Origin of the sequence: Bradyrhizobium sp. SZCCHNS3016 (genome assembly GCF_032484535.1) — a bacterium.
Lineage (GTDB): Bacteria > Pseudomonadota > Alphaproteobacteria > Rhizobiales > Xanthobacteraceae > Bradyrhizobium.
Map to the genome: position 1 here is coordinate 68,852 of NZ_JAUETE010000012.1, position 22,145 is coordinate 90,996.

At 65.9% G+C, this 22,145-nt stretch carries 16 protein-coding genes; 4 read left to right on the forward strand and 12 right to left on the reverse strand.

Annotated features, from left to right (window positions below; all coding sequences use genetic code 11):
* Positions 1-51: 51 nt before the first annotated feature.
* From hmgA to QW881_RS22285, 4 genes are read right to left on the reverse strand one after another with little or no spacing between them, the layout of a single operon-like run.
* Entirely contained in the window at positions 52-1,398 is a 1,347-nt protein-coding gene (hmgA, locus tag QW881_RS22270) for a homogentisate 1,2-dioxygenase (protein ID WP_315757247.1), read from the reverse strand.
* Complete coding sequence (locus tag QW881_RS22275; RefSeq protein ID WP_315757246.1) at positions 1,398-2,354, reverse strand: MBL fold metallo-hydrolase; 957 nt, start codon at positions 2,352-2,354, stop codon at positions 1,398-1,400. Before QW881_RS22275 ends, hmgA begins: the two co-directional genes overlap by 1 nt.
* Positions 2,355-2,381: 27 nt before the next feature.
* A complete protein-coding gene (locus QW881_RS22280; RefSeq protein WP_315757245.1) occupies positions 2,382-2,609 on the reverse strand; it encodes a DUF2783 domain-containing protein in 228 nt (75 codons plus the stop codon).
* Between the two features lie 12 nt (positions 2,610-2,621).
* The gene (locus QW881_RS22285; protein WP_315757244.1) at positions 2,622-4,256 is read right to left on the reverse strand and encodes an FAD-dependent oxidoreductase; all 1,635 of its coding nucleotides are present in this window, start codon (positions 4,254-4,256) and stop codon (positions 2,622-2,624) included.
* A 151-nt stretch (positions 4,257-4,407) separates the two neighbouring features.
* Between QW881_RS22285 and QW881_RS22290 the strand changes: the two genes are divergently transcribed.
* Entirely contained in the window at positions 4,408-4,965 is a 558-nt protein-coding gene (locus tag QW881_RS22290) for a MarR family winged helix-turn-helix transcriptional regulator (RefSeq protein ID WP_315757243.1), read from the forward strand.
* Positions 4,966-5,099: 134 nt separating this feature from the next.
* Here the strand turns inward: QW881_RS22290 and QW881_RS22295 are convergent, their stop codons facing one another.
* Together QW881_RS22295 and QW881_RS22300 are read right to left on the reverse strand one after the other, a co-directional pair.
* Positions 5,100-7,553 carry an adenylate/guanylate cyclase domain-containing protein gene (locus tag QW881_RS22295; RefSeq protein WP_315757242.1) on the reverse strand — a complete coding sequence of 818 codons (2,454 nt, stop codon included), beginning with the start codon at positions 7,551-7,553 and terminating at the stop codon, positions 5,100-5,102.
* 261 nt (positions 7,554-7,814) lie between these two features.
* Entirely contained in the window at positions 7,815-9,893 is a 2,079-nt protein-coding gene (locus QW881_RS22300; RefSeq protein WP_315757240.1) for an AsmA family protein, read from the reverse strand.
* A gap of 212 nt (positions 9,894-10,105) precedes the next feature.
* Between QW881_RS22300 and QW881_RS22305 the strand changes: the two genes are divergently transcribed.
* Positions 10,106-10,780, forward strand: coding sequence for a Crp/Fnr family transcriptional regulator (locus QW881_RS22305; protein ID WP_315757238.1), 675 nt, complete (start codon positions 10,106-10,108; stop codon positions 10,778-10,780).
* 277 nt (positions 10,781-11,057) lie between these two features.
* Positions 11,058-12,692, forward strand: coding sequence for a glycosyltransferase family 39 protein (locus QW881_RS22310; RefSeq protein ID WP_315757236.1), 1,635 nt, complete (start codon positions 11,058-11,060; stop codon positions 12,690-12,692).
* A 25-nt stretch (positions 12,693-12,717) separates the two neighbouring features.
* Here QW881_RS22310 and QW881_RS22315 read toward each other — a convergent pair whose 3' ends face one another.
* From QW881_RS22315 to QW881_RS22330, 4 genes are all read right to left on the reverse strand, one after another.
* Positions 12,718-15,870 (reverse strand): efflux RND transporter permease subunit, encoded by a 3,153-nt coding sequence (locus QW881_RS22315; protein WP_315757235.1) that lies wholly within the window; start codon positions 15,868-15,870, stop codon positions 12,718-12,720.
* Entirely contained in the window at positions 15,870-16,796 is a 927-nt protein-coding gene (locus tag QW881_RS22320) for an efflux RND transporter periplasmic adaptor subunit (protein ID WP_316158708.1), read from the reverse strand. Before QW881_RS22320 ends, QW881_RS22315 begins: the two co-directional genes overlap by 1 nt.
* Before the next feature lie 160 nt (positions 16,797-16,956).
* Positions 16,957-17,634 (reverse strand): OmpA family protein, encoded by a 678-nt coding sequence (locus QW881_RS22325; RefSeq protein WP_315757233.1) that lies wholly within the window; start codon positions 17,632-17,634, stop codon positions 16,957-16,959.
* Positions 17,635-17,768: 134 nt separating this feature from the next.
* On the reverse strand, positions 17,769-19,310 hold the full coding sequence (locus QW881_RS22330; protein WP_315757274.1) for a caspase family protein: 1,542 nt from the start codon (positions 19,308-19,310) through the stop codon (positions 17,769-17,771).
* 336 nt (positions 19,311-19,646) lie between these two features.
* Here QW881_RS22330 and QW881_RS22335 point away from each other — a divergent pair, with 336 nt between their 5' ends.
* Positions 19,647-20,453, forward strand: coding sequence for an N-acyl homoserine lactonase family protein (locus tag QW881_RS22335; RefSeq protein ID WP_315757232.1), 807 nt, complete (start codon positions 19,647-19,649; stop codon positions 20,451-20,453).
* A 456-nt stretch (positions 20,454-20,909) separates the two neighbouring features.
* Here the strand turns inward: QW881_RS22335 and QW881_RS22340 are convergent, their stop codons facing one another.
* Both QW881_RS22340 and QW881_RS22345 read right to left on the reverse strand, forming a co-directional pair.
* On the reverse strand, positions 20,910-21,116 hold the full coding sequence (locus QW881_RS22340) for a hypothetical protein (RefSeq protein ID WP_315757231.1): 207 nt from the start codon (positions 21,114-21,116) through the stop codon (positions 20,910-20,912).
* Positions 21,117-22,112, reverse strand: a complete 996-nt coding sequence (locus QW881_RS22345; protein WP_315757230.1) for a L,D-transpeptidase family protein — start codon at positions 22,110-22,112, stop codon at positions 21,117-21,119.
* Positions 22,113-22,145 lie beyond the last annotated feature (33 nt).

The window sequence follows — 22,145 nt, forward strand, 5'->3', positions numbered from 1 at the left end:
TCTCGAGATTCCGGGTTCGCGTCTTCGACGCGCCCCGGAATGACAGCGAACTCAAGGCCGGTTCGGATCGAACCGCTTCTCCAGCCCGTTCCAGCAATCGGCGTAGTCGCTCTGCATGGTGCCGGACTCCGCAGCGTGCTTGGTGATCCGCTGCGGGAAGCGCGTCTCGAACATGAAGGCCATGGTGCCTGTGAGCTTGACCGGCTTCAACTCGCCATTGCTGGCGTGATCGAACGCCTCGCGATCTGGCCCGTGCGGCAGCATGCAATTGTGCAGGCTCATGCCGCCGGGCACGAAGCCCTGCGGCTTGGCGTCATAGACGCCGTAGATCAGGCCCATGAACTCCGACATGATGTTCATGTGGTACCACGGCGGGCGGAAGGTGTTGTCGGCCACCATCCAGCGCTCGGGGAAGATCACGAAATCGATGTTGGCCGTGCCGGCGGTTTCCGACGGCGATGTCAGCACGGTAAAGATCGACGGATCGGGATGATCGAAGCCGATGGCGCCGACCGGCGAGAAGGTGCGCAGGTCATATTTATACGGCGCGTAGTTGCCGTGCCAGGCAACGACGTCGATCGGCGAGTGCCTGAGCTCGGTCTTGAACAGCGCGCCGCCCCATTTCACGTAGAGTTCGGTCGGCGTGTCCTTGTCCTCATACGAGGCGACCGGCGTCAGGAAGTCGCGCGCATTGGCAAGACAATTCGCGCCGATCGGGCCGCGCTCCGGCAAGGTGAAGGCGCCGCCATAATTCTCGCAGAGATAGCCACGTGCCGGTCCCGCCGGAATCTCCACCCGGAACTTGACGCCGCGCGGGATCACGACGATCTCGCCAGGCTCGGCGTCGATGCGGCCGAACTCGGTGACGAACAGCAAACGGCCCTGCTGCAGCACGAACATCAGCTCGCCGTCGGCATCGTAGAAGTGCTGGTCGACCATCGACTTGGTGATGACGTAGACATGCGCCGCCATGCCGGCCTGGGTCGTGGCATCGCCGGCCGTGGTCATGGTCTGCACACCCTGCAGAAACGTCACATCGCCTGCCGGAAGCGGCGTCGGATCCCAGCGCAGCTGCTGCACCGTGATCTCCTGCTCGTGACACGGCGCGGTGCGCCACAACCCGGCATCGACCTTTACGAATCGGCCGGAGTGTTTCACCGAGGGCCGGATGCGGTACAGCCAGGAGCGCTCGTTGGAGCCGCGCGGCGCGGTGAACGGCGAGCCAGACAGCTGCTCGGCGTAGAGCCCGTAGGCGCAGCGCTGCGGCGAGTTGCGGCCGATCGGAAGCGCGCCCGGCAGCGCCTCGGTCTCGAACGAATTGCCGAAGCCGGACATGTAGCCCGGCGTGACCTGTCCCGACGCGCGGTGCAGCTGGTCAGGCGATGTGTTGATGTTCATCATCCTTCTCCTTGCAGGCGGGCCCACATCTCGCGGTCGCGCTCGGCGGTCCAGATCACGGGATCGTCGATGCCGCTGGCTTCGTCATAGGCACGCGACACGTTGAACGGCAGGCAGTGCTCATAGATGGCGAAACTCGAGAATTTCGGATCCATCACTTCGCGCGTGGCGGCCATGGACTCCTTGAGGCTGCGTCCCTTGGCGACCGACATCTCCGCCGCGCCATACAACGACGAGACGAAGTCGCGCGTCATCGCGATCGCTTCGCGCACCGTGGCCTCGCCCTTCAGCGCGTCGCCGCGGCCGGGCGCGATCGCCTTGGGATTGAAGTCGCGGATCTCGTTCAGGGTCGACGGCCATTCGCGCAAATAGGCATCGCCGCAATAACAGGCCGAGTGATATTCGATGAGATCGCCGGAGAACATCACCTCGGCATCCGGCACCCAGGCGACGATGTCACCGGACGTATGGCCGGCGCCGAGCTGGATGAGCTGGACCTCGCGTTTGCCGAGATGGATCGTCATCTCGCCTTCGAAGGTGAGCGTCGGCCAGGTCAGGCCGGGAATGCTCTCGGCATCCTGGAATAGGCGCGGGAAGCGGCCGTATTCGGAGTCCCAGTCCTGCTGTCCCCGCTCCACGATCAGCCGGCGCGTCTCCTGCGACGCAACAATGCCCTGCGCGTGATAGGCCGAGGCGCCGAGCACGCGCACCGCGTGGTAGTGCGACAGCACGACATATTTGATCGGCTTGTCGGTCACCGTCCTGACGCGCTCGATCACCTTGTTGGCCATCGCCGGCGTCGCCTGGGCATCGAACACGATGCAGCCGTCGTCGCCGACGATGACCGCCGAATTCGGATCGCCCTCTGCAGTGAATGCATAGAGATCCGGGCCGATCTCGGAGAAAGTGATCTTCTTCTCGGCGAGATCGGTGGTGGATGCGAAACCCTTCGCCATCAGTTCATTCCCTGTCTGCGCAGCAGGCTATTGCTGCTGCTGTTGTTGCTGTTGACCGGTATCGGCCATGCTGCGTTTCGCCAGCGTGATCGCCTCGCGCAGCACACCGATGTCACCGATGTGATTGGCGAGGATCAGGACCAATGCCGCATCGAGGTCGGCGCTTTCGAGGTCCGAGAGGCCCCGATGGGCTTCGACGATGGCGCGAAAGGCATCGTCGGGCTTGGCGAAATTGGAAGCGGTCGAGAGTGTCATCGTTGCGGCTCCTCAGCTCAGGCCGGAGGCGCGTGCGACCGCCGCCGCGATCGCGGCGCGGCGCGGATGCCGGAAGCGCGCCGCGACATAGCCGTCCGGACGCAGCAGATAGGATGTGCCGGGTTCGGCCCCGTAACGCTTGCCCGCGAAACCCTCGCCATCGGCAAGTCCATTCGGACCGCCGATGCTGACGACACCGACATCGTCGGGCACATCGATCGCCTCACCATTGGCAAAGGACAGCAGGGTGAAACGCCGGCCCTGAGCATTGAATGCATCGGTGAGATGAAGGTGCCGTCCGTCTGCCGTCTCAAGCGGCGCGTCCGGCATCGATGTTCCCGGACGAGGGCCACTGTGCCAAACCTCGTCGTCTTCGGTCGATAGCGGCGTCTGGTAGACCGAGGGAACCGACAGCCGGCCGCCATTGACCATGCGCTTGCCGAATTCGGTGTCCCTGGCGAGCGCGAGCACCACCTTGCGCAGCCGCGCCTCCTGGTGCGAATTCGGCGCCATGAAATCCGTCGCCCGCGTGGACTCGCGAATGTTTTCGTCGGCCGCTGCGCTTCGCTCCAGATGATAGGTTTCGAGCAGCGCCGCGGGCGAGGTACCGCGCAGCACGCGATCGAGCTTCCAGGCCAGGTTCTCGGCATCCTCCAGCCCCGAATTGGCACCGCGCGCGCCGAACGGCGAGACCTGATGGGCGGAATCGCCGGCAAAAACGACGCGACCATGAATGAAGCGCTCCATGCGCCGGCACTGGAATTTGTAGAGCGAGATCCATTCGAATTCGAACTGATCATGGCCGAGCATGCGCGCGATCCGTGGCCGCACATTCTCCGGCTGCTTCTCGACGTTGGGATCGGCATAGCGACTGAGCTGCAGGTCGATGCGCCAGACATTGTCCGGCTGCCGGTGCAACAGCGCCGAGCGCCCGGCATGGAACGGCGGATCGAACCAGAACCAGCGCTCGGTGGGGAATTCAGCCGTCATCCTGACGTCGGCGATCAGGAACTGATCCTCGAACACCTTGCCAGAAAAACCCGCGCCGACCATCTGGCGCAGCGAGGAGCGCGCGCCATCGCAGGCGATCACGTATTGCGCCGACAGCCGATAGGGGCCATCCGGCGTCTCGATCGTCAGCACGACATGATCGTTGCGCTGCTCCAGCGCCGTCACCTTGTTGCGCCAGCGCAGCGAGATCTCCGGCAGCGCGTTGACGCGATCGACCAGATAGGCCTCGGCGTAGAACTGCTGCAGGTTGATGAAGGCCGGCCGCTTGTGCCCGGGCTCCGGCAGCAGGTTGAACTGATAGAGCTCGGACGGACCGTGGAAGATGCGGCCGACGTTCCACACCACGCCCTTGTCGACCATCCGGTCGCCGACGCCGAGGCGATCCCAATATTCCAGCGAGCGCTTGGAGAAGCAGATCGCGCGCGAGCCCTCACCGATACGATCGGCATCATCGAGCACCACGACCGCATGGCCGCGCTGCGCAAGATCGATGGCGAACGACAGCCCGACCGGACCCGCACCTACAACGACGACCGGATGCGCGGCCGGCGTGGCCTGATCCTGGTCTTCGTGCCGATGATAGCCGAACTGAACCTTCGCCTGGCTCGCGCCCCGCCCCGGATTGGCCTGCACCATGGCTTGCTCGCCTTGTGGTTTTCTTGGACTTTCGAAGCGACCGACATTTCCTCGGGTGAGGCCATTCGGCCGTCTTGCCAGATAGTCTCACCTGCAACTATTCTAAAGCCGACGGCTTCGGCCGCGTCAACTCAAAAATCGGAGCGCGATTTTGGCGAAGCCATCTACCGCGGCGTCCAGGCGGCAGGCGAAGCCGGTCGAGGATGACCGAAATGCGGCAGTGCCGCAGGAAGACGAGCGGCTCGACCTGTTCAAGTTCGCGCCATTCCGGCTCAACCGTCTGGCCGCCGAGGTCAGCGCGGCGCTCGCCATCGAATATCGGGAGCGCTACGGGCTCGACATTCCGGAATGGCGCGTGCTGGCGACGCTCGGCTTCCGCCGCGAGGCCTGCAGCGCGCAATATGTCGCAGCGTGCACCCGCACGCACAAATCGACCATCAGCCGGGCCGTGACGTCGTTGCTGGAGCGGCGGCTGATCGAGCGCGTCGAGAACGCCGAGGATCGCCGCGAGTTCCGCCTGCGCCTGACACGTAAGGGCAAGACGCTTTACGAGGAGCTGATTCCGCGTTTGCAGCAGCGCGAGCGCGAAATCATGGCATGCCTGTCGGCAGACGAGCGCAAGACGTTCGACCGCCTGATCGGCAAGATCGAGGAGAGCCTGGACCTGATCCAGACTAGCGAGGAAGCCGATGCGAAGCAGGCCTATTGAGCCGCGCTTCGTCCGGTGGGCAAAGCGCCGAAGGCGACCGGTGCCCACATCCTTGGTCAAACGACAGCGATGGGCACGGGGGCGCGCGAGACTGCCGTCGACGACGAGCAAGGCGCCGCACGCCTTAGCCCGCCCTACTTGTTAGTCGCCGACGATCGCCGCCGCTCCTCGACTTCAACCACATCGGCGCCCTCCCCACGCCAGCGCAGGATCTCCATCGCCAGCACCGGGTGATTGAAGCCCTTGAGATGCAGGTCGTCGATCGGCCTGGCATCGACCGACTGTTCGACCACGCCGAACACCCGGCGCGACACGATCACTTGGCCTGCCTTGGCTTCGTCGCACAGCCGCGAGGCGAGATTGGTGACGCTGCCGATCGCGGCGTATTCGAGTCGGTGCTCGAAGCCGACCTGGCCGAGCGTCGCATACCCCAGCGCAATGCCGACGCCGAACCCCAGGCTGTGGCCACGATTTTTCCAGCGCTCCGTCAATTGGCCGATCTCGTCGCGCATTTCGAGCGCCATCTTCACCGCGCGCCTGGTGTGATCCTCGAACGGGATCGGCGCGTTGAACAGGATCATCACGCCGTCGCCGGCGTAGCGATCGAGCGTGCCCTCATATTTGAAGATGAGCTTGCCGAGCGCGGCGTGATATTCGCGCAGCACGTTCATCGCCTCTTCGGGCTCGGTCGTCTCGGTAAACGCTGTGAAGCCGCGCAGATCGCAGAACACCACCGTGACCTCGCGGCGGTGGCTTTCCAGCAGCGCATCATGGCCGTCCGACGACGCGATGATCTGCGCCACCTGTGGCGCCAGGAAGCGCTCCAGCCGCCTGATCCGCTCGATCTCCGCCAGTTGCTTCTCGACGCGCTCCTCGAGCGACTTGTTCCATTCGCGCAGCTGCTCGGTCTGCTCGGTGAGCTTTTCGGCCTGCTGCTGCACCGTTGCGTGGGTCAGCGCCAGCTCGCGGCCCTTCTGATCGACCTCGGTGAACAGTCGTGCGTTGCGCATCGCCAGCACGGCCTGGTTGGCGAACGTTCGCATCAGTCCGATCAGGTTCGGCGGGAACGTACCGGCCGACCGGCGGAGCACCACGAGCGCGCCGAGCACGCCCTGCTGATCGACCAGCGGCGTGAACAGCACGGCGTGAAAACCGGCGGCGACCGCGACGTCACGCAGCGGGTGATCGGGTGCGCTTTCGAGCTCGGCGATCGCGATCGGCTCACCGCTGCGCACGGAGTCGGAGAGCAGGCTCGTCCGCTCGTCGAGCACATTGTGCGCGCCGTCCCGCTCGACACCCTTGGCCTCGACCAGCCTGAAGCGGCGTTCGGCGGCATCGTAAGAATAGATCAGCACGGCGTCGGTCTTGGTGATCTCCAGCGCCCGGGCCGCCACCGTCGGCAGCACGGCATTGAGATCGAGCGAGGAGGCCACCGCGCGGCCGACCTCCTCGAGCACCTTCAGCTCATTGATCGACTGAGCCAGATCGCGCGTACGCTCCTCGACCTTGGCTTCCAGCACGGCATAGGACTGCGCGAGCTGGCCGGCCATGCTGTTGAATTGATCGGCGAGCTCCTCCAGCTCGTCATGCGTCTTCACCTCGATGCGATGGGCGAAATCTCCGGCGCCGAGCTTGCGCGCGCCGGCGCGCAACGCGGTGATCGGGACGAGCATGCGTCGCGCCAGCAGCGAGCCCGCGAGGATCGCAACGGCAAGACCGAGCGCAATCAACAGCGCACCGCGCAACAGCTGATCGCGGATCGGCGCCAATGCGTGCGCGGTAGGCTGTTCGAAGAACACGGACCAGCCGAGCTTGGGGAGCGTCGCGACCGCCGAGAGCACGGCGTGGCCGGTGCTGTCCGTACCGGAGGCCAGCGGCTGGCCATCCGGCGTGAGCACCGCCGCGACCTGCGGCAGCTTGGAGAGGTCCTGACCGACCGCCGGCCCCCTCGCCGAGCTCGCCAACACCTGGCCGCGCGGATCCACCACGTAGGCGGTGCCGACCTTGCCGATCTGCGCCTCGGTCATGAAGTCTTCTAGAAAGTCGAGGTCGATGTCGGCCACGGTCACACCGGCATTGAAGCCGGAATGCGCGACCGAGATCGACATCGTCGGCTGCGCACCCTTGAAGGTCACAGCGGAGAAATTGCTGCCGTGCGTGAGCGTGTCGGTGAAGCGCAGGTCGCGCGACAGATCGTTGCCCGAGGAGAACGCGATCGAGGTGCGTGAGACCCGGAGCTGCTCGCGACCCTGGCCGTCGAGCTGATAGAGCTGCCGCACGGCCGGCGCCTGGCTCAGCAGTTGCACATAGTCGGCGCGGCGGAGCTCCAGCGTATTGGCGCTCGCCCTCGTCACCCAGCTGATCTGTCGCTGCAGATCCGAGAGCGCCTGATCGATCCGCCGGGCGCTGGCGTCGGCCTTTTCGGCCATGGCGGCGATCAGGCTCGCCTTGGTGGACTGATAGCTGATCCAGGTTTCGGTCGCGCCATTCACGGCCAGGACGAACACGACGAGCCCGACCAGCGACACGACATATTTGGCGAACAGGCCCTGCCGCAACGACCAGCCTCTATCCTCGACCTCTTTCATCCGGACCCCTCACGCGCGTCATCGCCGAGGTCAGCCTCGGACAAGCGCGTCCGCTGCCGTCCTCGCGGCAGCGACACCTCGGAGACGGGACCGTGCGGGTGCGAGACGGTCCGTCGCCGGCATCCGTTTAGCACAGAATGACAAGCAGAGCCGCGCGTGCAGTGCGCACCCGCGCCGGCCATCGTTTGCGCGGTTGGCCCTCACCCCCCTCCGCCGTGCGGAGGAGATCACCGCGGCTTCGATTGCTCACACGGTTCTATATTACCTATTGAAGATACGCTTCAATACATCGTTCATCGGCTGACTGTCCTGCGCGCCGTCCTGCCGAGGCTCGGCGGGGGCGGCCTCCGCCGAGCCCTGGCCGGCATCGCCCGAAGACGGCGGAACAGCGCCGCCCTGGGGCGCAACCAGCGTACGGCCGCGGCCCTTGGCCTGCGGCTGCGCGCCCTGCTGCAGCCCTTGCTGAATCAGATTGCCGATCGCCGATCCGAGATCGCCGCCGAGCAGGTCGGATTGGCCGGCCGCCGGGGCCTGCGCGTTCGGAGCCACCGTCGATGGCGCGCCGTTCGAACCGGCGTTGGGCGCAGCATTTCCGATGAGGCCGCCGATGCCGTTGATCAGATTGTTCAGCCCGGCTCCGTCCTTGCCGAACAGGCCCTGGCCCATCTGCTTGAGCCTGGCGTAGGCAGCATCCGGATTGTCGAGGATGCCGGCGATGTCGGGATAGAAGCGCGGCTGACTCCAGGGGCCGTCGATGACAACGGGAATCCCGAGGCCAACCGGCTCCGAGGTGCGGCCCTGCCCCTCGGTCGTCATCACGAGCTTCGGCTCGACGCGCATCGCCAGCGCCCGATTGCCGAGATCGATCGTTCCCGCACCGGTGACCTTGACCAGCGGTCCGACCAGGTTGAGGTCACTGGTGGCGGCCTGCCCGCGCTCGACCTGGAACGAGGCCGAGAGCTGCGTGAGATCGGTCGTCAGCTCCTTCGAATCCTGCCATCCCGACAGCGGATTGGCCGTCAATGAGCGGATCATCTGCGCGACGTTGATGCCGCGGATCGCGCCGTCCTGGAACAGCAGGAACGCCGAACCGCTCAGGTTGCTCATGAGAGCCTGCTGACTGGCGCCGCTGGAGCGCAAGGCCAGCTTGCCCTGCATCCGCGCATCGAGCTTGTCGAATCCGGCGACGCTCGAGAGCAGCGGCAGCGCGCGGATGCCGACGAGATCGCAGTGCATCGCATAGGCCGGATTGCCCGTGGAGGCGTCGATCACGACCTCGCCGCTGGCCTGCCCCTCATAGGCGCCGAGATTGGCGACGGTCGCCTTCAGCAGGCCGCCGGCCAGCGAGGCTTCGAGATCGAGCGGACCGAGGCGAGCCCCGGAGAGAACGACATCCGTCGCCGACAGCTTCACGCGCGCGTCGACGTAGTTGAGACCGCGCAAGTCGATTGCCGCCGTGCTCCATCCCGACGCGCCGGCAGAGCCCTGCCCCGCAGGCGCTCCCAAGTCGAGCCGGCGAACGTCGAGATCGACCTTCACCAGCGGCTTGCTCGCGAGATCGACCGAGGCCCAGCCGTTGAAATCGCCATCGCCAAGCGTACCGCTGAGGCCGTTGATCATCACCACCGGGCCATTCAGCCGAACGTCGGCGCGGCCAGCAAGGACTCCGCGAAATGCATTGGCCACGTCGATCTTGAAGTCGACTGGCAGCGTCTGGCGGTCAATTGGCAGTGCAGGCGCCGCCGCCGTGACGTCGAACGTCACCGGGCGGTCGCCGGCACGGGCCACGCCCGTGATCTTGACCTTGCCGTCGGACAGAGACGCCGTCGCGCCGATGCCCGCGAGACGATTCTCGACGCGGTCGCGCGGGTTCGAGAAGATGACAGCGCCGTCCCTGACGGTGACCCGTTCGATCCGGACCGCAGGCGCCGCTTCCGACTTCGCCGAGGCACGGCTGCGCGGCGCGTTGTCCCGCAGCCGTTCGCGCAGCAGCGGCAGATAAAGTGTGGGCTTGTCGATGATGATCTCGCCGATGTCGGTCCGGCCGGACCACAGGCTCGACAGCGCCACGTCGGCCTGCAGCTTGCCGATCGTCAACCGATTGTTGCCGTCCCGCTCCTTCGGATCCTGCAGGGTGATGTCCGTCAGGGTCGCATGCAGCGACGGCCACAGGCTGACGCTCGCCGAGCCGGCGATGCTCAGGCGATAGCCGGTGTCGCGCTCGACGCGGTCCTGAATGGCGACCGTGAGGAAGCTCGCCGGAAGTCCAAAAGCGAGCGCCAGAGCGAGCACGACGATGACGGCGCCAGTCAAACCGCCTGCGATCTTCAATGCCTTCATGTCGATGTCCCAAGCGCAAGGCGCGAGCGGTCTCCACGGGTTAGCGTGCGGCAACGCCGACCCGGTTCAATCCGAATTTTTCTCGGAACGAAGACCGCTCCGAGAGCGACCAACATAGTCGTGAGCGCGTGCGCCATTATGTGACTTATGACACACTTCCGCCCGGGCGGATTCTGTAACTCGGGCTTTGAACCACTGCCGAAGGTATAGTGATGAGCAAGCAGGCCGAATTTGCGGTCATTCTGAAGATGAACCCGATGTTCGCCGACCTCGGCGCGGACGAGCTGCAGCGAATCTCGAGCCTCTGCCACACCCAGCATCTGTCGTCGGGCGAGGTGCTGTTCCAGAAGGGCGATCCCGGCAATGCCCTGTTCGGGGTGCGGCGCGGCCAAATTCGCATCGAGACCGGCGCCACCGACGGCAGCCGGCTGACCCTCAACTTCATGGGACCCGGCGATCTGTTCGGCGAGGTCGCCGTGCTCGACGGGCAGGAGCGCACGGCGGACGCCACGGCCGGTGAAGCGTCCGAGCTGTTCGTGCTTCGCCGCGAGGATTTCCTCAGCTTCCTGGAGCGCGAGCCCAAGGTGGCAATCAGGATCATTCAGCTGCTGTGCCAGCGCATCCGCTGGCAGAGCGAGCGAATGGAGGAATCGGTGCTGCAGCCGCTGCCGGTCCGGCTGGCACGCCGGCTGTGCGCGCTGGCGGAGGATTTCGGCTCGGAGGTTCATATCTCGCAGGAACAGCTTGGCGTCTTCGTCGGCGCGGCGCGTGAAAGCGTGAACCGCCAGTTGCAGGCCTGGCGCAAGGACAAGATCCTGGATCTGCAACGCGGCCGCATCCTGCTGCATGACCTGACCAAGCTGAACACGATCGCACGCAACGATTAGTTGGCCGAGCGCGGCGAGCGCGCAGCGTCGCTCGCCGTGAATTTGTCGATTGCGGGTCCAGTCCATGGCGGGAACTGCCCGTCGTGCATCGTTTCGTATCAGCATCGGCCAAACATGATCGCAATTGGGCCACCACGCCTCACAATTTGCGACATGAACTCTTTTTAACAATTCTAACAGGGTTCAATCCGGCAGCGGAGAACTCCATGAGATCGCGCGCTCCGGCGCGCGGGGGTGGAGTTTTACGCGCCAGGCGAGCGTGGTTGGAAGTAAAGTCATGAGTCTTGCGTTGCCGGCGATCGCGATCGAGGCCAGTGGTTCGGTTGGCCGTTGGCGCAGAGCGCTCACGATCTGGATCGACGCCGTGGAGGATGGTTGGGCCGTTCCGGCCTTGATCGTCGGGTTCGTCGCGGTCTGGATGGTGTATTTCTCGATCGCCTATCTGGGAGGCGATCTCCACCAGGACGTGATCGAGACCTGGTCGCTCGGACGCAGCTTCGACTGGGGCTCGACCAAGCATCCGCCGCTGATGGGCTGGGCGGCGTGGGCCTGGACCACCGTGTTTCCGCTGACCAACTGGTCGTTCAACCTGCTGGCGCTGACCAACGCGGCCGTCGGCCTCTGGGCCGTCGACCTCATCACCCGGCGTTTCGCGCGCGGTGACAAACGTCTGGTCGTACTGCTGCTGCTCATGCTGCTGCCGGTCTATCAACTGCATGCGCAGCGCTTCAACGCCAACGCCGTGCTGCTGTCGAGCTGGCCGCTGGCGACGTGGTGCTTCCTGCGCTCGTTCGAGACGCGTCACGTCGGCTGGGCCGTCGCGGCCGGCCTGACCGCGGCACTCGCCATGCTCGGCAAGTACTACGCGGTCTTCCTGATCGCGGGCTTTGCGGTCGCAGCGTTGTGTCACGGCGAGCGTCGCGCCTATTTCACCTCGTCCGCGCCCTGGATCGCGGCGCTGTCCGGCCTGGCCGCGCTCGCACCTCACATCTATTGGCTGGCCACGACCGGCGCCCAGCCGTTCTCGCATGCGATCGAGCATCACGTCGGCAAGACCGCTGGGGCCGCCCTGGTCGAGGGCAGCGGTTTCCTGCTGGCGATGGCCGGCATCGCCGGTATCCCCGGCCTCATATGGCTCGCCATGACGCGGCCTCGCCCCACCCGCGTGCTGAACGATGCGCTCAGCCTCGAACCTGGGCTCCGGCTGCTGGCGACAATCAGCATCTGGACCATTGTGTTCCCCGCGCTGGTCTCGGTCGTGTTCGGCACCGACATGCCGCCGCTGTGGGGCCTGCAGGGCATCTTCCTGTTCGTCATCGTGATCGTGTGCGGCGCGAGCTATCACGCTCCCCGCGACATCACGATCAATCTCGCCGCGGCGACGATCGCGATCGCGGCATTCGCGGCCACTGTCGTGGCGCCCCTCCATGCATTGTACCGGAACTACGTTCCGTTGAACGAGGGCCGCAACTTCTATGAGCCGGCCGTGACTGAGCTCGACCGCCTGTGGCGGACGGCGTCGAACGGCATTCTTCCCGCCGTCGGCGGCGATGACGGCCTTGCTTTTGCCGCTGCGTTCTACAGTCCCGACCATCCGCGCTATGAAATGGCGCTGGTGCACCCGCACGAGCTGCAGCCTCCGTCCAAAGTGCTGACCGCGCAGGGCTGGGCGGCGCTGTGCTACGACTCCGACATCTCCTGCATCTCGGGCATGCAAGCCGCGGCGGCGCAGGCGCGACGTTCGGTGCGGGCCGATTTCACGCTCCGGACCAAGCTGTTCGGCCTGGAGGGCGCGAGCCAGGGCTTCGTTGCCCTGATCGTTCCGCCTGAGACCGCCGCGCCGCTCGAGAGCACGCCGAGCGAGGCCCACGATCTCAGCGCCCGCCGCCGTACGCCCTCGACCGCGAACTGAAACAGCTCGTTCCAAGCACGTCATCTCATTCCGCAGCCGGCGACATCGCCGACGGCGGCGGCTTTGGCTGATGCCCCGCCTCCGGCCCATGGCCAGACTGCGCCTCGTCGGCGGCATCGCCGGAGGAGACGATCAGCTTGCGGCCGAGCCGGGCGAACAACGCGCCGACATCGTCCATCACCAGGAACATCGCCGGCACGAACAACAGCGACAGCACGGTCGAGAACACCAGCCCGCCGATCACCGCCAGCGCCATCGGCGAGCGGAACTCGCCGCCGGCACCGACCGCGAGCGCGCTCGGCATCATGCCGGCGACCATCGCGATCGTGGTCATCACGATCGGACGCGCCCGCTTCATGCCGGCATCGATGATCGCCTCGTCGCGCCTGATCCCGGCATGGATCGCCTCGACCGCGAACTCCACCAGCATGATCGCGTTCTTGGTGACGATGCCCATCAGCATCATCATGCCGATATAGACCGGGATGGTCAGCTGCTTGCCCGTCAGCATCAGCGCGCCGATCGCTCCGCCGATCGACAGCGGCAGCGAGAACAGGATCGTGATCGGCTGCAGGAAGGTGCCGAACAGCAGCACCAGCACGGCGTAGACGATCATCAAGCCAGCGGTGATCGCCGTGATGAAGCCGGAGGCCAGCTCGTTCAGGCTTTCGGCATCATCGGACGGGATCAGCTTGACGCTGGCAGGCATGCTCTTTCTGACCGGCAGCTCGTCGATCTGCTTGGTGGCGTCGCCGAGCGCCGCCAGTCCGACGAGGTCGGCGGCGACGGTGGCCTGTCGCCCGCGATCGTAGCGGCTGATGCTGGTCGGCCCCTGGTCGAGCTTGATGTCGGCGACCACCGCCAGCGGCACGCCGCCCTTTTCGCCGTACTGCCCGAGCGGCACCCGCAACTGTTCGAGGATCTTCACGTCGCTGCGCGCCGCGTCCTCGAGCTGCACCCGGATCGGGACCAGCCGGCCGCCGGCGTCATACTTCGCCAGCGCAGGTCCAACATCTCCGATCGTGGCGACGCGGATGGTCTGCGATAGGCTTTCGGTCGACACGCCCAGACGTGCCGCCAGATCCGCGCGCGGCTGCACCCGCAACTCCGGCCGGTCGAGCGAAGTGTCCGACACCACGTTGGAGATGATCGGAATCCGCTTCATCTGCGAGGCGAGCTCGCTCGCAACGTTGTCGACCAGCTTGGGATCCGAGCCCGTCAGCACCAGCTTGATCGGACGCAAGCCGTTTTCGTCCGTGAACCAGAAGCGGATGTCGGGAATGGTTTCGAGATCCTTGGTGATCTCGAGCTCGAGCTCTTTCTGGGTGATCTTGCGCTCGGTCTTCGGCGTGTAGTTGACGATCATCCCGGCGCGGCGAACCTCCATCGCGCCCTGAAGCCGGCCGCCGTCGACGAACACGCTGCGGACCTCGGGCCGCTTGCGCAGGCGCGCGACGATGTCCTCGGTGACCTTCTCGGTGTAGGCGAGTTGCGCGCCTGGCGGCAGCTCGATCGCGAGCAGCGATCGCGCGGCGTCCTGGGCAGGCAGGAACCCTTGCGATAGCAGGGTCGTGCTCCAGATCGATCCTGCGAAGATGCCGATGCCCAAGAGAACCGTGACGAAGTAGTGCTTCACCGACCATGTGACGATGCGCTGATACGCACGCAGGATGAATCCGGGCGGCGGATCGTCATGGTCGTGATGCTTGAGGAAGTAGGCCGCCAGCATCGGCGTGACGAAGCGCGCCGCCAGCAGCGAGAAGAACACCTGCACCGAGACGGTGATGCCGAACTGCTTGAAGAACTGGCCGGCGATGCCGGACATGAAGCTCGCCGGTGCAAAGATCGCGATGATGGTGAGGCTGATCGCGATGACCGCGAGCCCGATCTCGTCGGCGGCATCGAGCGCGGCGCGATAGGGCGACTTCCCCATCCGCATGTGGCGCACGATGTTCTCGATCTCGACGATGGCGTCGTCGACGAGAATGCCGGTCGACAGCGTGATCGCCAGGAACGAGACCATGTTCAGCGAGAAGCCGAGGATGTCCATCGCCCAGAAGGCGGGGAAGATCGACAGCGGCAGCGAGATCGCCGCGATCACCGTGGCCCTGAAGTCGCGCAGGAACAGGAGCACGATGATGACGGCCAGGATCGCGCCCTCGAACAGGGTCGAGATCGCGGCCTCGTAGTTGCCTTTGGTGAACTCGACCGAGGTGTCGATCAGCTTCAGATCGACGTCGGGATGGGCGGCCTTCACCTGGTCGATGCGCTTTTGCACCGCGGCCGCGACGACCACGTCGCTGGCTCCCTTGGAGCGCTTGATGCCGAGCGCGACCACCGGCTCGCCGTTGAAGCGCGCAAAGGTACGGCGATCGGCGATCGTGTCGGTGACCGTCCCGAGATCGGCGAGCCGGACCTCGCCGCCGCCGAACAGGGGAATCATCGTGTTGGACAGCTCGTTCAGCGTTTTCGCGCCGGCAAGCGTGCGGATCGCCTGGTCGTTCTTGCCGATCTCGGCGCGGCCGCCGGCGACGTCGACATTGGTGCCGCGCAGGCTCTGGCTGACATTGACCGCCGTGAGGCCCATGGCCTGCAGCCGGTCGGGATCGAGCGAGACCAGGATCTCGCGCTCGACGCCGCCGATGCGCTCGACCTGGCTGACGCCGCGCACGCCCTGCAGCTCGCGCTTGACCACGTCGTCCACGAAGAACGACAGCTGCTCCGGCGTCTTGCCCGGCGAGATCGCCGCATAGGTGACGATCGGCAGGCCGATCTTGTCGACGCGCGAGATCAGCGGCTCGGTGACGTTCTGCGGCAGGTCGGAGCGCACCCGCGTCACGGCGTCCTTGACGTCGTTGATGGCGCGATCGGTGTTGGTCTCGAGCGCGAACGTAATCGTCGTCACCGACAGGCCGTCGGTGATCAGCGACTGGATGTGGCGCGCGCCCTCGACGCCGGAGACGCCGTCCTCGATGATCTTGGTGACCTGGGATTCAAGCTCCGACGGCGCCGCGCCGAATTGCGCCACCGCGACCGAGATCACCGGAATGTCGGCGTTCGGCAGCCGCGTGACCGCGAGCTTGGTGAAGCTCATCCAGCCCAGGATCAGCAGGATGATGGAGAAGAGGATCGACGGCAGTGGGTTCCGGATCGACCATGCCGAAATATTCAGTGCCATCAGCGTACCCGCGTGCGATCGATGTCTTCGGCAAACATGGTCTTGATCTGGTCGCCATCGTGCAGCGAGCTGCCGGCGTCGGCCACCACGATTTCACCCTCTGTCAGACCGTCGAGGATTTCGCTCGATGTATCCGACACCAGGCCGACCCGCACCCGGCGGGTCTCGATCGTGTTGCCCTTCACGACCTGGATGGTGAGATGATCGATTGCCGTGTTGGGCACGGCGACGCCGCAGCTCCGCCGGGCATCGATATTGGCGCGCGCGAACATGCCGGGCTTGAGCGACGGATTGCTGGTCAGCGCGATGCGGACATGGCCCAGCTGGGTGGTCCGGTCGACCTGCGGTGCCACCACGCGCAGACGGCCGACAATGTCGGGAAGGTTGTCACGGGTGATGCGCACCGGCGCGCCCGCGCCGAGCTTCAGGAGATGAATGCTCGGAACTTCGGCGTCGAGCTCCAGCTCGTTGTTGACGGCGATACGGAACATCGGACCGGCCTGCGGCGAGGCCGGCGCACCGGCGATCGTGCGGACCTCGGTGACGAGTCCTGCGGCCGGCGCACGCAGCGACACCGGCCGGTTCGCGGCCGCCGCTGGCGCTCCCGGCTGCGGCGGTGGCGGCGTCAGGCGCGCCAACTCCTGGTTCTCGGTAACGGTGTCGCCCTCCTTGACCAGAACGTCGATGACCCGCGAGCCTTCCTGATCTGCGCCGACCACCGCCTCGCGGCGGGCCATGACGAAGCCGGTGACGCGCACCAGATCGGAGAAGCAGGCCTTCACCGCCTTGGTCACCAGCACCTGGGCCTGCATCGGCGGTTCCTCGGCAGCGTGATGGGGACGATGCTCATACCAGTAATAGCCGGCGAACAGGGCCACGAAGACGACCGCGCTGGCCGCGGACTTGAGGGATTTTGGCAGCTTCATCGGCAGGGGGATCCGGTCGGCGCGAGATGCGGGTTATGGATGCTGCGAATTTGGCGCGGGGCGCTCCGACAAGGCGATGCGCCCCACAATCCTGCGGGACGCATCCGTTCACTTCGATCTCCGGCCACGCGACCCCCGACGGCGCTTGATGGACGCGGCGCTACTTGGCCGCCGCCGTCTTGCTCTGCATGTTGACGACCTGAACGCGGCGGTTCACCTCGGCGAGCGGCTGGCTCGGATCCTTCAGCTTGCTCTTGCCGTAGCCCACCGTCACCAAGTCGGCGCCGGCGATGCCGAACTTCTCGACCAGATAGCGCTTGATCGAATCGGCGCGGCGCTCGGAGAGATCCTGATTGTAGGCCTCGCCACCGGCGGCATCGGTATGACCGGCGACGACGAAGGTCGACCCCTTCAGCTCGGCGTTCGTCAGTGCCCGGCCGAGCGCCTGCACCGACGGCAGCGACTTCTGGCTGATGTTGGCGGAGTTGTAGTCGAAGGTGATCTCGAGATCGATGTTCGGCTTGGTCTTGGCGACCGCCGCGATCTCCTCGCGCTCGGCTGACGACAGCGAGCGCGTCGAGCGGCCGCGAATGCTCTGCAGGAACTTGTCCTGTTCCGGCGCGATCGCAGGCGCGGCCTCGGACGGCGGCGACATCGACAGTCCGCGGGTCAGCGGCCTCTTCGGCCCGGCCAACGCGCGGACGATCTGATCCTCGCTGACATCATCGGCGGCGAAGGCCGGCATCGCGCTCAGCGACGCGGCTGCGCTCAGAACTGTCACGGCCAGGAGAGCCGTCAGGCCGGCGGTCCTGGTCGAATTCGTTTTCGGTGCGGTCATTGCCATCCCTCCTCACGCGAACTGATCATCCCGGTCTCCGCCGCGAAGGCCCGCTCGCGACACCCGGCTGTTCGCTGTTATGTCGGTCCGGCCTGCCGCATGGTTCGAGCCGGCCGGCCGACGCGCGCAACAAATCAGCGCACGCCGTAGGCTTCGAACTCGCGGGCGATGTTGGGGTCCATCGCCTTGGCGTTGGCGATGTCGAGCGCACCCTCCTGCGCGGCGCCGTTGCGCTGCTTGGCGAGACCCCGGCCGTACAATGATGACGTCAGGCGCGGATTGATCTTCAGCGCCGCATCGAAATCGGCGAGTGCGTTCTTGACCGCGCCGCTCTTGAGGTTGACCAGCCCGCGGCTGTCGAGCGCGTCGACGAAATTCGGCCGCAGCCTCAGCGCCTCGTTGCAATCGCGCAGCGCAGGCTGCAGCTCGCCGACGACGGTGCGGGCCCAGCAGCGGTTGTTGAGCGCCTCGACGTCCTTCGGATTGATCCGGATGGTGTCGTCGAAATCGCGGATCGCCTGCGCGTAGGCGCCCTTGCTCGCATACACCTGGCCGCGCCGGTACAGCGCGCCGGCATCCTCCGGATTGGCCGCGATCTTGGCGCTCAGGCTCTTGATCGTCGGATCGTCGGCGAACGGATCCTGCGCAGGCGCTGCCGGAGCGGCGGGGGCCGCGGGCGCAGCCGGAGCGGCGGGCGCCACGTTCGCGATCACAGGAGATGGCGCCGGCGGCGCTGGAGCAACCGGCGGCGCGGGCGGCGGGGTATCCACCTTCTGCACCGGCGTCGGCTGCGGCGCGGGCGGAGCCGGCGGCAGCGGTGACGGTACCGGCGGCGCCACCACGACCTGTGTCGGGGTCGGCGCAGGTGCAGGTGCGACACTGCTCTCGGCCGGCGGCGTCGGCCTGACGCCATTGCCCGGCACGAAGGAGAAGTCCTCCGCCAGCGACGACGAGATCCACGGCACCTGCTCGCTGCGCGACGCGCGGGTGACGCCGACGCGGGTGCGGTTCAGCGTCTCCTCGGCGGTGAGGTCGGGAACGCGGATCTCCTTCAGGAGCTCCTGCACGAACAGGCTGCGATCGCGCCCGCCATCCGTCACGACAGCGGACAGCGCCGCCGAATACATCACCAAAGTACCGCTCGGTGCGATGACCGGCGCGAGGCCGGCCGAGGCGGTGCGGAACCTGCGCTCATAGGGATTGCGCCGGGACGCATCGAGCAGCGCGATCTTCACGCCGGCGCCGCGGCTGTTGATCTCCTGCAGCACCTGCTCGAGGCCGATGCCGTCGCGCCGCACGTCGGCCTCCTGCCAGATCTGCGCGTCGACCGGGATCATGTAGCTCTGCCGGCTCGACTGGATGCCGTAGCCGGAGAAGAACAGCAGCGCCACCGAGCCCGGCTTGATCTTGCCATAGAGCCGATCGAGGCCGCGGCGCATCGCGTCGCCGCCGGCATTTTCCAGCGTCTCGACGCTGAAACCGTCGCGCTTCAACTCGTCGGTGAGATCGCGGGCATCGTTGACCGGTTCCTTGAGCGGCGCCTCGGCATCCGGATATTTTGCATTGCCGATCACCAGCGCGAAACGGTCGCCGGCCGCGCGCGCGGGCCAGGAGACCACGGCCGAGAACGCGACGGAGAACATCAGGCCGAGCGGCAACAGCAGGCGGAAAGTCATCACGATGGCGGTCCAGCGGTCAGCAATCAGGCGCCGTCCAGCTTGCGCCGCGGCGACCATATCCCACGCGTCAGGCATTATCAAATCGCCGTGACGGCACGTCAACCGCTTGCAGAGGTTGAAGAATCGTCTGAGGCGGCGACCGCCCGCAGGAGCCTCTTGCGAGCTGCGGGTCATGACACGAGTGGACCATGCAACGATCCCAATGGCCTGAAATGTGAGATGCCTCACGCTGTGTCGCGGCAGCGCGCCGTCCGGTTCGACGAGCACCGCGATTGACCTCCATCCCTGCCGATGGCTCGATGGCGGCCGTGCCCAACCAACGAGAAGGCCATCATGGGGAACGCTGCCGAGATCTACGCGCTGCGCTATGCGACGATGTCGCCGCGCACGCCGCATATGAACTTCCTGCAGCCGGACCCGCACGACGCCACGGCGCAGGATCTCGACTATTTCGTGTGGCTGATCCGCCGTGACGGGCGCGACATCCTGGTCGATACCGGCTTCAACGCCGCGGAGGCCGAGATCCGCCACCGCACCCTGACGCGCGATCCGATCGACGCGCTCGCTTCCTTCGGCGTCGACGCGGGCGGCATCCGCGACATCATCGTGACCCATCTGCACTACGATCACGCCGGCAATCTCGACCGCTTCCCGAACGCGCGCTTTCATCTGCAGGAGCGCGAGATGGCCTATGCCACGGGCCGCTGCATGTGCAACGGCATGCTGCGCTACCCGTTCACCGTCGAGCACGTGACCACCATGGTGCGCCACATCTATGGCGACCGCGTCACCTTCCACAACGGCGACGGCGAGGTCGCGCCCGGCGTCACCGTGCACCGGGTCGGCGGCCATTCCGACGGGCTGCAGGTGGTGCGCGTCGAGACCGCGCGCGGCCCGGTCGTGCTCGCCTCCGACGCCGCGCACTACTACGCCAATCTGCAGCGCCGCAGCCCGTTTCCGATCGTGCTCAATATCGGCGACATGATCCAGGGCTGGGAGATCATCGAGCGCCTCGCCGGGCATCCCGACCGCTTCATTCCGGGCCACGATCCGCTGGTGACCGAACTTTATCCGCGCGTCAGCGAGGCGGCCGATGCCTATGCGCTGCATGTGGCGCCGTCGCGGTCGTTTGCGAGATAGTGGCGCCGAGCCTGTAGTTCTGATGTGATTGTCAAACAGCCCACGCGGCTGAGCGCCAGCGTTCTCGCGGCGCGTTTCGCGTCCGAGCTGTGCTCATCGGGACACCCTCTTGAAGCAGAGGGCGCAGGGAGAGCCAGGCCTCGGCTGAGGCCTGCGGTCCGCCTGCGAGAAAAAATGCAGGCGGCAGAACCACAGGTACAGCCGGAATGACCCGGCCCTCCCTGCGCGATGGCTTTACGATTTATACGCAGTCTCCTCGGTGACCGGCTTGTTTGCCACCGTGGCGACAACGCGCGCATGACGCGCGCATTGCGCGGACCTCAGCGTCGGGAGGCCAGGACCCTGCGACTTCACCGTCCGCAGCATGGCGTACGTCCGCGTGTCGAACACGCTGCGCCCGCCGCGGCCATCGCATCCCACCTCAACGCATCGTGACGTTCGCGAAGGCGCCCCTCTTCAATGAGGCGGGACGGGCGCAAATCTCCTCCTGATTTGCCCGACGGCGCAAGCTATTTCTTTTTTACCGAACATCTGGACAGCCCAGATCAAGTTGAGATGACTGGATAAATCGGCCGCTACGCGCAGATGCAGATTGACGTGCTCCGTCATTGCGAGGAGCGAAGCGACGAAGCAATCCAACCGCCCCGGAATGATTGTGAACATTCAATGCAGCTCCACCTTCGCCTTCTTCGCGAGGTGGTCACCGAGAAATCGCACGTCCCAATTGGTCAGCCGGACGCAGCCGTGTGATTCCGACTTGCCGACCTTGGACGGCTCGGCGGTGCCGTGGATGCCGTAGCCGATGCCGACCGACAGGCCGATCCAATTGGCGCCGACCGGGTTGTTCGGACCGGGCTTGATGGTGAACGGCTTGCGCGCCTTCACACCCTTGAACTTGTAGTCGGGGTTATAGCGGTAGTTCGGGTTGGCATCGATCGAGATCACCTTGAAGCTGCCGACCGGCGTCGGCTTCTCTTCGCTGCCGACCGTGGCGGGAAACACCGCCACCAGCTTGCCGTCCCGGTCGAACGCCTGCACGGTGCCGGCGTCCTTGCTGATGTCGAGCCGCGTGATCTCCGGTGCCGCCTCGTCCGGCTTGATCACATTGGCGACGGCGATCTGCTCGCCCTCCTTGTCGAAGCCGGCCTTCGGATTGAGCGCCGACAGCAGCTGTTCGCTCATGTGGAATTTCTCGGCCAGCGCCTCGCGCGGCGAGGTGTAGCCGAGCGCCGGCAGGTCCTTCATGTCCTCCATGTGCTGCGGCAGCTTCTTCAGGAACGGCCCTCTCACATCGTCGCGGGTGATCGTGTAGGAGACGATGGCAGGCCCCTGGTCGCCGCGCAGCAGCGCATCCCACAGCTCCGGCGTCAGCTTCGCATCACCGGCAAGGCCCTGATCGCCGGCAAGGCCCTTGGCGCGCGCGAATGCGGCGAGCGCCTTGCGCGCATTGTCGCCGAAGCGGCCGTCGATCTCGCCGGGCGAGACGCGCGCGCGATCGAGCAGCACCTGGGCGCGGATCGCCACCGGATCCATCTTCTCCTCGGCCGGCGGCCGCTTGCGCAACTCGGCGCCGTTGACGGCGTCGGCGGTGAGCTCGGCGGAGACCGCAGGCGCGACGACGACGGCGCAGAGCAGAAGCGGTATCCAGAGCCGAAGCATGGTCGTGAGTCCCAAGTGAAAAGACGTCTGACA

Excerpts from the sequence above, each read along its gene's own strand:
- hmgA (WP_315757247.1), bottom strand. The coding sequence starts at position 1,398 with ATGAACATCAACACATCGCCTGACCAGCTGCACCGCGCGTCGGGACAG.
- QW881_RS22275 (WP_315757246.1), bottom strand. The coding sequence starts at position 2,354 with ATGGCGAAGGGTTTCGCATCCACCACCGATCTCGCCGAGAAGAAGATC.
- QW881_RS22280 (WP_315757245.1), bottom strand. The coding sequence starts at position 2,609 with ATGACACTCTCGACCGCTTCCAATTTCGCCAAGCCCGACGATGCCTTT.
- QW881_RS22285 (WP_315757244.1), bottom strand. The coding sequence starts at position 4,256 with ATGGTGCAGGCCAATCCGGGGCGGGGCGCGAGCCAGGCGAAGGTTCAG.
- QW881_RS22295 (WP_315757242.1), bottom strand. The coding sequence starts at position 7,553 with ATGAAAGAGGTCGAGGATAGAGGCTGGTCGTTGCGGCAGGGCCTGTTC.
- QW881_RS22300 (WP_315757240.1), bottom strand. The coding sequence starts at position 9,893 with ATGAAGGCATTGAAGATCGCAGGCGGTTTGACTGGCGCCGTCATCGTC.
- QW881_RS22305 (WP_315757238.1), top strand. The coding sequence starts at position 10,106 with ATGAGCAAGCAGGCCGAATTTGCGGTCATTCTGAAGATGAACCCGATG.
- QW881_RS22310 (WP_315757236.1), top strand. The coding sequence starts at position 11,058 with ATGAGTCTTGCGTTGCCGGCGATCGCGATCGAGGCCAGTGGTTCGGTT.
- QW881_RS22315 (WP_315757235.1), bottom strand. The coding sequence starts at position 15,870 with ATGGCACTGAATATTTCGGCATGGTCGATCCGGAACCCACTGCCGTCG.
- QW881_RS22320 (WP_316158708.1), bottom strand. The coding sequence starts at position 16,796 with ATGAAGCTGCCAAAATCCCTCAAGTCCGCGGCCAGCGCGGTCGTCTTC.
- QW881_RS22325 (WP_315757233.1), bottom strand. The coding sequence starts at position 17,634 with ATGACCGCACCGAAAACGAATTCGACCAGGACCGCCGGCCTGACGGCT.
- QW881_RS22330 (WP_315757274.1), bottom strand. The coding sequence starts at position 19,310 with ATGACTTTCCGCCTGCTGTTGCCGCTCGGCCTGATGTTCTCCGTCGCG.
- QW881_RS22335 (WP_315757232.1), top strand. The coding sequence starts at position 19,647 with ATGGGGAACGCTGCCGAGATCTACGCGCTGCGCTATGCGACGATGTCG.
- QW881_RS22340 (WP_315757231.1), bottom strand. The coding sequence starts at position 21,116 with ATGTTCACAATCATTCCGGGGCGGTTGGATTGCTTCGTCGCTTCGCTC.
- QW881_RS22345 (WP_315757230.1), bottom strand. The coding sequence starts at position 22,112 with ATGCTTCGGCTCTGGATACCGCTTCTGCTCTGCGCCGTCGTCGTCGCG.